At 65.7% G+C, this 12,542-nt stretch carries 11 protein-coding genes and 1 pseudogene; 8 read left to right on the top strand and 4 right to left on the bottom strand.

The features are described 5' to 3' along the window. The first annotated feature begins 15 nt into the window (after positions 1–15). Positions 16–543 carry a barstar family protein gene (locus RW112_RS06995; protein ID WP_317781060.1) on the top strand — a complete coding sequence of 176 codons (528 nt, stop codon included), beginning with the start codon at positions 16–18 and terminating at the stop codon, positions 541–543. Between the two features lie 143 nt (positions 544–686). Here RW112_RS06995 and RW112_RS06990 read toward each other — a convergent pair whose 3' ends face one another. Beyond that, positions 687–3,701 carry a Tn3 family transposase gene (locus tag RW112_RS06990; RefSeq protein ID WP_317781059.1) on the bottom strand — a complete coding sequence of 1,005 codons (3,015 nt, stop codon included), beginning with the start codon at positions 3,699–3,701 and terminating at the stop codon, positions 687–689. A 509-nt stretch (positions 3,702–4,210) separates the two neighbouring features. Here RW112_RS06990 and RW112_RS06985 point away from each other — a divergent pair. The 7 genes and pseudogenes from RW112_RS06985 to RW112_RS06965 all read left to right on the top strand — a co-directional run bounded on the left by RW112_RS06985 (position 4,211) and on the right by RW112_RS06965 (position 8,497). Beyond that, the gene (locus RW112_RS06985; protein WP_317781058.1) at positions 4,211–4,462 is read left to right on the top strand and encodes a hypothetical protein; all 252 of its coding nucleotides are present in this window, start codon (positions 4,211–4,213) and stop codon (positions 4,460–4,462) included. Positions 4,463–4,818: 356 nt separating this feature from the next. Then, complete coding sequence (locus tag RW112_RS06980; RefSeq protein ID WP_317781057.1) at positions 4,819–5,400, top strand: recombinase family protein; 582 nt, start codon at positions 4,819–4,821, stop codon at positions 5,398–5,400. Next, entirely contained in the window at positions 5,397–6,848 is a 1,452-nt protein-coding gene (locus RW112_RS06975) for a Mu transposase C-terminal domain-containing protein (protein WP_317781056.1), read from the top strand. The genes RW112_RS06980 and RW112_RS06975 overlap by 4 nt, the downstream gene beginning before the upstream one ends. A gap of 19 nt (positions 6,849–6,867) precedes the next feature. Next, positions 6,868–7,368 carry a hypothetical protein gene (locus RW112_RS20860; RefSeq protein WP_411709871.1) on the top strand — a complete coding sequence of 167 codons (501 nt, stop codon included), beginning with the start codon at positions 6,868–6,870 and terminating at the stop codon, positions 7,366–7,368. Further along, positions 7,343–7,399, top strand: a pseudogene (locus RW112_RS20855) (hypothetical protein); the annotation flags it as partial. The gene RW112_RS20860 and the pseudogene RW112_RS20855, both read left to right, overlap by 26 nt. A 36-nt stretch (positions 7,400–7,435) precedes the next feature. Beyond that, positions 7,436–7,759, top strand: a complete 324-nt coding sequence (locus RW112_RS20850; protein ID WP_411709870.1) for an ATP-binding protein — start codon at positions 7,436–7,438, stop codon at positions 7,757–7,759. Between the two features lie 144 nt (positions 7,760–7,903). Beyond that, complete coding sequence (locus tag RW112_RS06965; RefSeq protein WP_317781055.1) at positions 7,904–8,497, top strand: recombinase family protein; 594 nt, start codon at positions 7,904–7,906, stop codon at positions 8,495–8,497. A gap of 124 nt (positions 8,498–8,621) precedes the next feature. On the opposite strand, the gene RW112_RS06960 is transcribed toward RW112_RS06965, so the two are convergent. The 3 genes from RW112_RS06960 to RW112_RS06950 form a co-directional block, all read right to left on the bottom strand. After that, complete coding sequence (locus RW112_RS06960; protein ID WP_013599688.1) at positions 8,622–8,825, bottom strand: cold-shock protein; 204 nt, start codon at positions 8,823–8,825, stop codon at positions 8,622–8,624. Positions 8,826–8,969: 144 nt separating this feature from the next. After that, entirely contained in the window at positions 8,970–9,848 is an 879-nt protein-coding gene (locus RW112_RS06955) for an alpha/beta hydrolase (RefSeq protein WP_317781575.1), read from the bottom strand. Continuing rightward, positions 9,848–12,541, bottom strand: coding sequence for a PEP/pyruvate-binding domain-containing protein (locus tag RW112_RS06950; protein WP_317781053.1), 2,694 nt, complete (start codon positions 12,539–12,541; stop codon positions 9,848–9,850). Before RW112_RS06950 ends, RW112_RS06955 begins: the two co-directional genes overlap by 1 nt. Between the last annotated feature and the right edge of the window lies 1 nt (position 12,542).

Genomic DNA, 12,542 nt, shown 5'->3' with positions numbered 1-12,542 from the left:
CTTATCTCAGATGCGATGAGTGAAACGAATCCCTTCACGCAAGTGCCAATGGACCTTAGCTTTCGCGTCCTTGGCGCGACAGAGGCGGTTACCTCAGCTATGCAGGATAAATGGGCCAATTCCGGCATCACCGTCCGCGGGGTTCGGGGTCGCAAGATGCGCACGACAAAGGCACTCTTCAACGAAGTTTCGGCCGATCTGCAGTTCCCCTACTACTTCGGTGAGAACTGGGATGCTTTCGATGACTGTATTTGCGATCTGGACTGGCTTCTGCCCACGCCGGGAATCATTGTGCTCATATACGGCTATGGGCGTGTGCGGATTGACGATAATCCAAAGGAGTTGGCCAGTTTCATCAGCGCAATGGGTTACGGAATGGAGGAACTGAGTCGGCCCGTTGCACAAGGCGACTCCCTAGATCGGCCTGCGGTTCCATTCCATGTTGTCTTACAGAACGATCCACATGACGACTTCGAAGCCGCGGCTTCGCTCTGGAAGTCTTCCGGTGCCAAGCTCATAGCCTTGGACTTACCAACCGAGTAAAGCGCTTGGCGTCTTTGTCGCCGAATCTGGCGGGAGGGCGTGATGAAGGAGGTTCCTGTCGACCGCACGCTACCAGCCGGGCGCCGACCGCCGCGACGCCGTCGGCTAAGCAGCCCCTGCGCCGCCTGGCCGGGCCCCTGGTTTCAGAAGAGGGTGTCGCGTACACGCAAGGGCCGGTAGCCGGTCGGGCCGAGCTGAGCCAGCTCGCCCTCGATGTCGACGTCGATGGAGCCGAAGAAGTTGATGTTCTCGCTGTGCGCCGGGGAGATGTGCGCGAGGACGTCGTCGTCGATGCGCCGCCCCGCCTGCCGCATCGAATCCACCGCCAAGCCGTAATACTCTGTCGTCCATGCCACCACGGCGTTGGTGACCAGCGTCAGGCACCATGCCTGCTCGGTCTGCTGCTCCAGGTGCCGGGACCGGACGGCGCCCTCGTGGGCGTAGAGCAGGTCCCGTTTGAGCGCGTGCAGCGACTCGCCCTTGTTCAGCTGGCGGGAGATCTTGCGCCGGTAGGCCGGGTCTGCGAGGTAGCGGGCGGCGTAGATGGTGCGGCGCAGCGCGCCGTATTCCTTCAGCGCCGCCGCCAGCGCGTTCTGCCTCCCCGACGCCGACAGCTTGCCGACCAGCAGTGAGGCCGTGGCGTGCCCGAACTTCAGCGACCCGGCCAGCCGGAGCAGGTCGTCGTAGTGCTCGGCGATCAGGTCGGTGTTCAGCTTGCGGGTCAGCAGCGGCCCGGTGTTCGGATAGTCGGCCTCGACTTGAGCTCGGGATCCCATGCGGTGGAGGGTGATCTTGCCCAGGTCCCGGATGCGGGGCGAGAGTTGGAGTCCGAGCAGGTCGAACAGGGCGAAGTTGACCAGCGTCACCCCATGCGTGTCCGTCGCGTGCTCGGTGATGGGAATGTCGGTCGCGTTCCCCAGGATTTCGTCGAGGACGTAATGGGCCTCGCGTTTCGTAGCGACGATGACCTTCGTGCCGTAGGTGGTGTGCTGGTCGGTCACGTGCGTGTACGTCGAGAGCCCTACGTTCGCGAAATACCTGCTCAGAGCCCTGGCAGTGACGGACTTGCCGCGGGTCGGGAAGCGCTGGCCGTCCGACGAGGACAGGGTGCCGGTGCCGAACACCGGAGTCAGCGGCAGCCGTTGGTGGTAGTCGATGAGCGCCAGGTTCGCCGCGCGCAGCGTCTCCTCCCGCACATACCACTCGGCAGTCCAGGCCAGCACGTCGTAAGAGATCCCGCACGCGTCGGCCATCCGTGTCAGGCCGAGGTTGGTGGAGTGGCTGATCAGCACCGCGATCAGGTTCCGCTTCAGCTCCGGGCTGCGCACCTGCTTGCCGCCAGCATGGGTGAAGCAGTCCAGGTAGCCGGTGCGTTTGTCCAGCTCGATCAGCAACGACACGATCGGCGCGAACGGCAGCATCTCGGTCAGCTCCGCCTTCAACGCCGTCGCCTCGGCCGGGATGTCCTCGGCGGTCAACGGCGAGATCACCAGATCACCGGCCTCGTCCAGGCGGACCGGCCCATCCCCGCCGGCCAGCACCTCCTCCAGCTCGCCGAGCGCCTCGCCCAGCTCGTCCTCCGCCGCGGCCAGCGCACGGGCCGGGTCCGCGGCCTTACCCACCAGCTGACAGAACTCCGCGCGCTGGTTAGCCCACTTGTCCGGGGTCAGTAGGTAGGCGGCCGGGTCGGAGTAGCGGCGCGAGCCCGGCACGAACACGTCCCCGGTGCGCAGTCCGTCGCGCAGGGCCAGCAACGTGCACAACTCCCAGTAGTGCCGGTAGGCGCTGGTGTTGCCGGACGTGGCTGCGGTCTCCAGGTAGCCGCGCCACCGCGCGGGCACGAACCCGGTCGGCGCGTCGGCCGGGACGCGGCGGGCTCCTGTGGCGTTGAGTCCGCGCAGGATCTCCACAGCCTCGAGCAGCCCGGCCGCGGCGGTGCCGCCGGCGAACGTCACCGCGGCGAGGACCTGCGGGGTGAACTGGCGCAGATACCCGTAGGAGCCGTCCAAAGCCGCGAGGTGCCCGTGATCGCGCGGCAATCTCGGGGCGGCCTTCGCCACCGCGGATCGCAGGCGGGCCCACCCGACCCGGTCACCACGGATCAGCCCGCCGACCTGCTCGTCGGCCACGGCCGGGTCGGTGATGATGGCCAGCAGGTCGTCCAGCAGCGCCTGCCGGTCCTCTCCGACCCTGCCCCGCTCGGCAAGCGCGTCGCGCATCTTCCGTTCAGCCTTGCTCTCCCGCGCGGAAATGGCCTGGTCAAACAGCTGCACGACCTCATCGAGCACATCGGTCGCCGACTGCGCCAGCACCGTGAGCAGGATCGGGTAGCGGCGCTGCGGATCGCGCCGTTCCAGCGCCTGCGCGGTCAACCGGCGCCCGACCGTGGCCAGGAACCGACGCCGCTCCGCGGGCAGCACCGATAGGTCCAGGGTGTCCGCGCCCAGACCGCGCAGGAACCCCAGCTTGGCGACCTCGGCTTTCACCGCAGCCGGTGACGCCTCGACAGGGCCTGTCGACAGCCACCGCAACCGGGTCATACCGATCCCGGGGTCGGTCACCAGCAGCTCGTCCAACGCGGCGCACCGGGCGTCGGTAAACTCGGGCGCCAACCGGTCGAACGTCTCCCGCTGCGCCTCGGCGCGAGCATGTGCGACCCGCTCGACCACGCTCACCGGCCCTGGCCGGATCACCCGCGCCGAGATCAGGTACTCGCATGCCAGCCGGAACAGCAATGTCGGCGAGTCGTGCTCCAACGACCGAGCCAGCAGGAACTCATCCAGTTCCTTGAGCTCCATCGTCGTTGGCGGCCGCCAGCCCAGATACTTCGCCGCCAGCCGCAGATGCTCGGTCCGGGTCTTCGCCCGCCGCCCGTAGGACTGCAACTCGTCCGGGTCGACACCGAGCTGGTCAGCCAGCCGGGCCACCGCCACCAGCGGCGCCGAAGGTACCTTGTCCGGCACGAACCCCAGCCACGGCAACGTACACAGTGCCACCGCCAAACCGAGCCGGTCAGCCGGTCCACGCCCGCGGCCGGGATCGACGAACGCGACATCCGCCGGGGTCAGGGTGAAGAACCGGAACAACTCGTCCCGGCCGATCTCCGGGAACCCCCGAAGCCGATCCAGCTCCCCATCCGCGAACACTTGCGTAGCCAAGAACGACCTCCAACGAGCCCACAAATTCTCAGCTCAGAAGCCTACCTCAGCCATATCCGCCCGATTTTCGGCGAGTACTACGGAGACCCCGTACTGGGTGCAGAACAGGTTGAAGGTCGCGGCGGGTGTGCGGTTGACGATCGAGCCCGGCGTCGTCGTGAAGATTGGCAACTCTTCGGACAGGCTTGGGCGTAGATGTCGACGGGCAGCTGGCAGCGCGTGGGACTGCTGCTGCACCGATCGTTTTCACCTCACACCGCGATGATTCCGTCGGCGGAGACAGCAACGGGGACGGCGGCGCTACCTCCCCCGCGCCGGGGGACTGGTATCAGATCTATTTCAGCGACAGCGCGAAGGTCCAGTCTGTAATCGACAGGGCCCGGGTTCTTTATGGCGGCTACGGGTCGGGACATGCTTGTGCCGGGTCCGCAAGCGTGAACGTAGCCTCGGGGGCGTCTCTGTCGCTGACGTTCCATAGATGTTTCTGATCTAGGTTTTATTGAGTTTAGATGACCCTTATGGACAAGCAGCGTTTTCTGGTTTGCTACGACTACGGCATGGGAGGCCTTTGGGCCTTCATCTACGCCCGTTCCTCAGAAGATATTCTTGGAAAATATCCCGAACTGTTCATAGCCACGGAGCAGCCAGCATGGATGGATGAAAACAAGATGGCCGATATCGAGTCACGTGAGAGTCATGACATAGATGGAGAGCCTTTCGGTGTACTCAGGGTCGTTATCGAAGAAAGAGGTCATGACTGAACGATGCATATCAACAATCCCGTTTCGACATGCGCCACTGTAATGGTGCGGCTTTCAGGCAGCTCAACTGCAGTCAAAGGGGATAGTTCGGCACGACGTGTCAGCCTTGCAGCCCCGCCCCTTCAGCGAGCTGTTCAACTTCCTTAGAGACGAAGGGCGCAAAGGCTGAATAAGCGGCAGCGGCGGCAAAAAAACGCCTTCTTGTAAAACAACAGTTTTTCGAGACACGGACGTCGTGTCGTGGAGGGTCGAAGGAACCGGCGTCGTGCCGGGCCACCTCGCGTCTCGGAAAGATGTCTCACCGTGAATCGTCTCAGGCGTGTGCCGGCCGGGGGTTTCTGAGGCACAATGGCCGGGTGAGACATCTCGGGTATACACGCGTGAGTACGTCGGGCCAGGACGCTAGATTGCAGCTCGATGCACTGGTCGACGCCGGGGTGCAGAAGCGTGACGTGTTCGCCGACGTCACCTCCGGGAGCAAGGCCGCTATTGAGCGGCCCGGGATGAAGAGGCTCCTTGCATATGTGGAGCCGGGCGATACCGTCGTGGTGTGGCGGGTGGACAGGCTCGGGCGATCCTTGATTGATGTTTTGAACACGGTGAACCTGCTGCGGGAACGCGGCGTGTACCTGAGGTCCGTCTCCGACGGGATTGATCCCACGACAACGTCGGGCCGCCTCATGCTGAACATGCTCGCGACGCTGGCTGAGTATGAGCGCGAGCTGATCGTTGAACGCGTGAACGCTGGCATCGCGGCGGCGCGCCAGGGCGGCACCCGCTTCGGCAGGCCCTTGTCTGATCCGCTGGTCATCGCCGACAAGCTCGCGATCGCCCGGGACGCTCGCGCGAAGGGACGCACCGCTGAGGACGCGGCTCGACTCGTCGGCTGGAGCCGCGCAACGCTTTACCGCCATCAACAGGCGGCTTCCCGGCTATGAAGCATAGGCTGTCGGCCGAAGACCGCGCGGCGCTGCTCCGGCAGCACCTCGACGACGGAGTTCCCTTATCCAGGATCTCCAGCCAGGCCGGCATCCCCCTCCGCACGCTGCAGCGGTGGACAGCAGGGTTCCGAGCCGGCGGCTCGGTTATGGCACTGGGCCGCCAGCCACGCTCGGACCGCGGGAGCCATTCGCTCCCGCCCGAAATCGTGGGCGCGATCGAAGGTCTCGCGCTCCGCCGGCCGGCGCCGACCATAGCGTTCATCCACCGGCGGATCGGCGCCGTCGCGCTCGACCGCGGCATTCCCGCCCCCGGCTACTCGACGGTCCGGGCGGTCGTTTCCGCCATCGATCCCGGACTGCGCACCATCGCGCTCGAAGGCGACGCAGCGTACCGCGACCGGTTCGAGCTGGTCTACCGGCGCACCGCCAGCCGCGCGAACGAGCAGTGGCAGTGCGACCACACGGAGTTGGACATTGAGGTCGTCGACGCTGCCGGCACTTGCGCACGCCCGTGGCTGACCGTCGTACTAGATGACTACTCCCGCGCCATCGCCGGCTACACCGTCTTCACCGGCGCGCCGACCGCGCTCCAGACGGCCCTTGCCCTTCACCAGGCCGTGCAGCGCAAGAATCATCCGGCCTGGCCCGTCATGGGTCTGCCCGATCTCCTCTACAGCGATCACGGCGCCGATTTCACCAGCACCCACCTCGAACGGGTCTGCCTTGACACCCACATCCGCCTCATCCATTCGCTCCCCGGCGTCCCTCAAGGCCGCGGGAAGATCGAGCGGTTCTACCGCACCATCACCGACGGGCTCCTGCCGCATCTGCCAGGCTTCATCCCGCACGGCACCCACGGGACCCCGGTGACACCACCAAAAATGACCTTGGAGCAGCTCGACACTGCCCTTGAACGGTTCATCATTGACGAATACAACCAAAGCCCGCACTCCGAAACCGGAGAGGTCCCCGCCACACGCTGGACGGCCGGCGGCTGGGTCCCCCGAATGCCCGCCCGGCCCGAAGACCTTGACCTCCTGCTCCTGACCGTCGCACACCAGCGCATCGTCCACCGAGACGGCATACACTTCAACGGCCTGCGCTACCTGAACCTCACACTTTCGGCCTACGTCGGCGAGAGCGTCACCATCCGCTATGACCCCCGGGACATGGCCGAGATCCGCATCTGGCACCAGGACACCTTTCTCTGCCGTGCCATCGCCCGGGAACTCGCCGCCAGTTCAGTCACCTTCAAGCAACTCAAAGCGGCCAGATCAGCACGCCGGAACGAACTGAAGAAGCAGCTGCGCACCAAACTCAGCCTCGCCGACGCACTCCCCGCCGACGACCGCTACGCGCCGCCGGAAACCGCCGAACCTGCCCAAACCGGTGGACAACCCGCGGATCCCAAGCAGCACCGGCTCCGCACCTACGCCGAAGACTGACCACAAAGATCGGAGCGCCATGCCCGCCAAGAACGAGAATGACGACGGACGCCGCTTCCTCTCCAACAACCTCGGCGAAATTTCCGCCGCCCCGCCACCGGTCCCTCCCGACACACCGTCACTTCTCATCACTAAGGAGCACCGGCGCTTCACCGAATTCGCCACTGCGGTACGCACCAATCGCCATATCGGCGTCTGTTACGGCCCGCCCGGCGTCGGCAAAACCCTCTCCGCACGCGCCTACGCCGGCGCGACCGAATGGGAACAATGGCAACGGACCGGCGAAACCAATACCGAGCCCATTCCTGCTCGCGTGCTTGACGCCAGAACCGCCTTCTGGACGCCTACCGTAACCATCAGCCCACGGGAGATCGACCGGCAGCTACCCCGGACCTGCCAGAAGATCTCCTGGGCAATCGAATACGCCCGCGACGGCAACATCGACGTCTTCGAACACCGCGATTTCCCGGGCGTCTGGCCTGACCGAACTCCTCATCATCGACGAGGCCGACCGGCTTAAACCTCCAGCACTCGAGCAGGTTCGGGACTACTACGACCGCCACACCATGGGCGTCATCCTTATCGGGATGCCTGGCATCGAAAAACGCCTCGCGCGTTACCCCCAGCTTTACAGCCGCATCGGCTTCGCCCACCACTACCGGACCCTCAGCACCGAGGAACTCACCTTCGTCCTGGCAAACCGCTGGCAGGAGCTCGGCCTGACTATCGATCCCCACGACTTCACGGACGCCGAGGCCATCGCCGCCGTTGCCCGCATCACCAACGGCAACTTCCGGCTCATCCAGCGCCTCTTCACCCAAATCACGCGCATCCGCGACATTAACCAGCTCAACAGCATCACCAAGGAAGTCGTCGAAGCAGCGCGTGAAACCCTGCTCATCGGCACCTGACCGCGACAAATATCGCCGCGAAATACACGCCGAATAGCGCAGAGAGTTACACCGAGAGACGTCACCGTAAGACCCGTCCGATGGCATGCCCGGTGAGGGTGACATATCTGGCCCACCTAAAAGTCCCATGGCACACTGTTGCGCATGACCGCTTTGCTGGTCGGCTACGCGCGGGTGTCAACGGAACAGCAGGACCTCACGGCGCAGCGCGACTCATTGGCAGCCTTGGGGATCACCCCGGACCGGATCTACGTGGATCACGGGCTGACCGGCACTGACCGGAACCGCCCGGGCCTCCGTGAAGCGATGGCGGCCTGCCGGGACGGGGACACGTTCGTGGTCACAAAGCTGGACCGCCTGGCCAGATCGGTTCGTGACGCCCACGAAATCGTCGACGAGCTTGCCCAGCGGAATGTGAAGCTCAGCATCGGCGGATCGGTGCACGATCCAACCGACCCGGTGGGAAAACTGCTGTTCAACGTCTTGGCCATGGTGGCTGAATTCGAGAGCGATCTGATTCGTGCCCGCACCCGCGAGGGCATGAAGATCGCGAAAGCCAAAGGCCGCCTGCGCGGGAAGAAGCCCAAGCTGTCTCCGGCCCAGGAGGCCCATTTGGTGAAACTGCACGACGCCGGGGAGCACACCACGGGCGAACTCGCAGAGCTCTTTTCCGTGGCCAGGTCCACGGTGTACAGGGCAGTGCAGCGGGCCAGGCACAAGACGGCACCGGTCCGCTAACCGTGGACCCTCCGTGAGTTGCGGGATGGCCAACGCAACAGCCCCTTCGAACCGGATGGTTCGGAGGGGCTGTTGTTGGTGCAGGGTGGCCCGGCTAGGCGCCGGGAACCGTAACCCTAAGCCTTTAGAGAGGGCGGATGTTCTCTGCCTGAGGGCCCTTCGGACCCTGCGTCACATCGAATTCGACCTTCTGGTTCTCATCCAGTGAACGGTAACCGCTGCTTGCGATCGCCGAATAGTGGGCGAAAACGTCAGCTGATCCGTCATCGGGGGCAATGAAGCCAAAACCCTTTTCGGCGTTGAACCATTTAACTGTGCCTGTTGCCATGGCTGCATTCCTTTATGTGACTCTGATTTTCTCTGCAAACACGGCGGCCCGCAGAGCGGAGAACGTCCCCCGCTGTCCCCAACGTACGGGGCGGAGGCCCTGCTTGCAAGGGTATAAGTGCCCTTGCGACACTATGTGTCCCGTTCAGGTGCCCGCGGCGTACATGGCGAGCAGGTCCCGGCCGAACTGGTGCGGCGATGTTTCGGAGGGGCTGTGCCCGCCGCGATAGACCGAAATGCGGGCGCCGATGGACTGCGCGAACTGGCGGTGCAGGGCCAGAGGCCAGAGGTCGTGCTCGCCGACGGCCACGAATTTCGGGACCTGGGCAGCCGCGAGGGTCTGCCTGAGATCCGGGACATTTTTCATCAGCTGGTAGATGTCGCGGACGGACTGGCGCCGCGTGAACCTGAACCGGTTCCGGACAAACCGCAGCCGGTTGGGGGACACCTTGTTGACGTTCCGGCGGATGCCCCAGATCATCATTGCGGCCCCCACCCGGCCGTTGGCCCAGCCGGTGAATGGCCCGATTCTGCTGATTCCCCGGAAACACTGGCCGGTCAGCGGCGGACAGCTCAGGAGCGTGAAGCTGCGGAACAGCTCCGGGCGCCGCGAAAACGCAATCTGAGCCACGATCGCGGCAAAAGAGTAACCCACCACATGCGCAGGAACGTCACCGGACTCCATCACCGCGATGAAGTCGTCCACGAAGAGCTCGTAGTCGTAATGGCGGCGGGCCGGGACGAGGTTCTCGGGCCCGGCGCCTGCAGACTCGTACTGGCCCGCCAAATCGTAACTCAGCACGTAAAACCCCGCCTCGGCCAGCTCCGGCATCATCACGGCGAAGTCCTCTTTGGAGCCCGTGGCTCCGGGAACCAGCACCACCCGCGGGTTCTGCGGCTTGCCCATGGATACCATCGCCAGGCTCCCGCTCGGCGCCGCAAAACGCGTGCTTACGGCACCCGGGGGAAGGACAGCCCAGTTCCAGTCGCGGATCTCCGCGTCCTTCAGCGTTGCGTCGTCCATCACCACGTGACAGTTCCGGCGGCCCCGTCCACGGTGACGGTCTGCCCGTCGTGAAGCCGAAGGGTGGCATCCGCAACACCCACCACGGCCGGGATGCCGTATTCGCGGGCCACCACTGCCCCGTGCGAAATGACGCCGCCCATCTCCATCACCAAGGCGCCAGCCGTCATAAAGAGTGGCGTCCAGCCGGGATCCGTGGAGGGGGCCACCAGAATCTCCCCAGGTTCCAGGTGGGCGCCCACCGGGTCCATGACCACCCGGACCCTCCCGGTGGCGGTTCCGGCAGAAGCCGGCGTCCCCGTCAGCCGGTCCGCTGCAGCCGGGCGGGGCTGCGCGGCGGCCGCAGCCATCATGGCGGCCTCGACGTCGGTGCCGTCCGAGAGCAGAAGGCGCGGTATGCGCCGCCGCCGGAGTTCGACGTCGTACAGCCGGCGGCGGCGGGCGACGATGCCTTTCAGATCCGCACCGCGAAGGCCCACACGCAGTTCATCGAAGTCCAGGAAGAACACGTCACCTGCGGCCTCCACGGTTCCGGCCGCCGCCAGTTCGGTGCCGACCGCAGTGAGCTGCCGGTGCATCTCCGCGAGCACCATCACGATGTAAAACTTGGGCAGTTCCCGCAGGCCGGACAGCTGGCGTGCCCGGCGCAGGCACAGCGCCACCAGGCGCGCCCGCAGCCGGCTTTTGGTCCCGGCACGCGCCACCAGCTCGCTGATCCGGGCCTCCGCATGGTCGGCGGCCCGGGCGAACTGCCGGTCCGGCGCCTGCTCGGGATCTTCCACCCGTAGATAGTTCGAGATCATTCCCAGCAGGTGGTCCGGTTCCTCGGACCACCGCGGCATCCCCAGGTCGATCTCCGCCACGGCCCGGTGGCCGTACTTGGACAGGAACTTCCGCAGCCCGGCCTGGGCGCCGGCTGGCAGCTTGCCCGCCTTGTAGAGGGCGGCCAGCTCCCCGGGCTTTAGTTCCGTGAACGCCCGGCGTGCCTCCGGATCCCTGCCCAGGGATACAGCCAGGTGCCACAGTTCAAGGTCCATAATGGTGGTCACGTTGTGGGGGAGCCCCCGAAGGACAGCCTCAAGTTCGCGCGGCTTGGCAATCCCGCGCAGCAACCTTCGGGCCGCCGCCAGCATCAGATACCCCACGGACGGTGCCGGCAGCGTTGCCCGGATCAACCCGTTGACCGTGGTGACCAGGATGTCCTCGGCGTGCTGGAGCCGCCTGGCCGCCGTCGCCGGCAGGGGGAGGGCCAGCTGCGCTGCGAGTCTGTCCTGGTGTCGCCGCGCCGTCCGCAGTTCCAGGTCCGGCCACAGCAGGGCGCGGACCATGGCCGGAATGAGCCCCAAATACAGGCCCAGTCCCTGGCTGCCTTCGGTGCCCCGGGACTGCGTCCGGGCAGGTGCCTCCTCGCGTCCGGACCCTTCGCGGCTGGACTTCCCCCGGCCTGGCCTGCGTCGGGCCGGCTTGACGACGCTGAACCGCGGATCGTCCAGGAGCGAAGGTAAAACGGCAGCCGACCTTCCGTCCGCGAGCGGCAACAGCCTCAGCAGTCCCTGGCGGCCGGACTTGTTGCGGATGATTGGTGTCAGCTCCACGTACATCCGCAAACCCGGGTTCGCGGTTTTCCACGGCCCTTTGTTGTTGCCCCTCATGAGGCTCAGTACCGAGAGTCCCATCGGAGTAATGGGGCGTGTGAGGCCCTGCAGCAGGGTGCCGCACAGGTAAACGCGGGTGTCTTCGCCCGCACCGCCGTCCGTGCCGGCCTGCCCGCCCAGCGGGTCGTCCTCCGGCAGCGGGTACAGCGTGGTGATGGGCCTCGACTGGGTCAGCCAGGCCTTGCCCCCGCCGTCGATCACCCATTCCACGTCCTGCGGTGCGCCGAACAGCCGCTGGGCGGCATCACCGAGGGACGTCAGTTCGCGAAGCTGTGCCTCGGTCAGGCTCGGAGCCCGGCCCTGCGGCCGCAGCAGGATCCGTCCAGACGCCGTATCCACCACAAATTGGTCAGGATTCACCGCGCCGGACACCACCGCCTGCCCGGGACCTGAGCTGGCATCGATAACGGTCCGGTTCCGTGTGCCGGCCACCGGATCGGCCGTGAACAGAACACCGGCCGTAACGGCGTCGACCATTCGTTGAACCACGACGGCGAGCCCCACCTCACGGTGACTGATCCCGTTCGCCGTGCGGTACGCCACCGCGCGGTCCGTCCACAAGGACGCCCAGCAGCGGCGGACAGCCTCGACGACGGCGTCCGCCCCCACCACATCCATGAAAGAGTCCTGCTGCCCTGCGAAGCTGGCAAAGGGCAGGTCTTCGGCGGTGGCTGATGAACGCACCGCGACCGGTCCGCTGCCCATGGCGGCGTAGGCGTTGCGGACGGCGGCTTCGACGTCGGCCGGTACCGGCGCTGCCGCCATCACCTCGCGGCCACGCCGCGCGAGCCCGTCCCGGTCGTCGTCCGTCAGTCCGTCCAGGCGTGCGGCGATGGCCTCGAGTTCAGCGGGTGCGGCCATCCTGTAGCCCGTTGTCGTCAGGCAGAAACCCTGGGGCACCGGAAAATCCGCGGCGACGAGCCTGCCAAGGTTCAGGGCCTTGCCGCCCACCAGGGCCAGCGACGCCGACCCCAGCTGGCCCAGGTCAACAACGAGGCTTCCGGCACCGGGCTCCGGAGCGGCACGTTCAGAAGCCATA

It is taken from the genome of Arthrobacter sp. B10-11 (assembly GCF_033142195.1).
In the GTDB taxonomy this organism is placed as follows: Bacteria; Actinomycetota; Actinomycetes; order Actinomycetales; family Micrococcaceae; genus Arthrobacter; species Arthrobacter oryzae_C.
This window is presented reverse-complemented; position numbering and strand designations above follow the sequence as displayed.

Bases quoted from the DNA above. Each gene is read 5' to 3' on its own strand.
- RW112_RS06965 (WP_317781055.1), top strand. From the start codon at position 7,904: ATGACCGCTTTGCTGGTCGGCTACGCGCGGGTGTCAACGGAACAGCAG.
- RW112_RS06950 (WP_317781053.1), bottom strand. From the start codon at position 12,541: ATGGCTTCTGAACGTGCCGCTCCGGAGCCCGGTGCCGGAAGCCTCGTT.
- RW112_RS06995 (WP_317781060.1), top strand. From the start codon at position 16: ATGAGTGAAACGAATCCCTTCACGCAAGTGCCAATGGACCTTAGCTTT.
- RW112_RS20860 (WP_411709871.1), top strand. From the start codon at position 6,868: ATGCCCGCCAAGAACGAGAATGACGACGGACGCCGCTTCCTCTCCAAC.
- RW112_RS06975 (WP_317781056.1), top strand. From the start codon at position 5,397: ATGAAGCATAGGCTGTCGGCCGAAGACCGCGCGGCGCTGCTCCGGCAG.
- RW112_RS06955 (WP_317781575.1), bottom strand. From the start codon at position 9,848: ATGGACGACGCAACGCTGAAGGACGCGGAGATCCGCGACTGGAACTGG.
- RW112_RS06985 (WP_317781058.1), top strand. From the start codon at position 4,211: ATGACCCTTATGGACAAGCAGCGTTTTCTGGTTTGCTACGACTACGGC.
- RW112_RS06960 (WP_013599688.1), bottom strand. From the start codon at position 8,825: ATGGCAACAGGCACAGTTAAATGGTTCAACGCCGAAAAGGGTTTTGGC.
- RW112_RS20850 (WP_411709870.1), top strand. From the start codon at position 7,436: ATGCCTGGCATCGAAAAACGCCTCGCGCGTTACCCCCAGCTTTACAGC.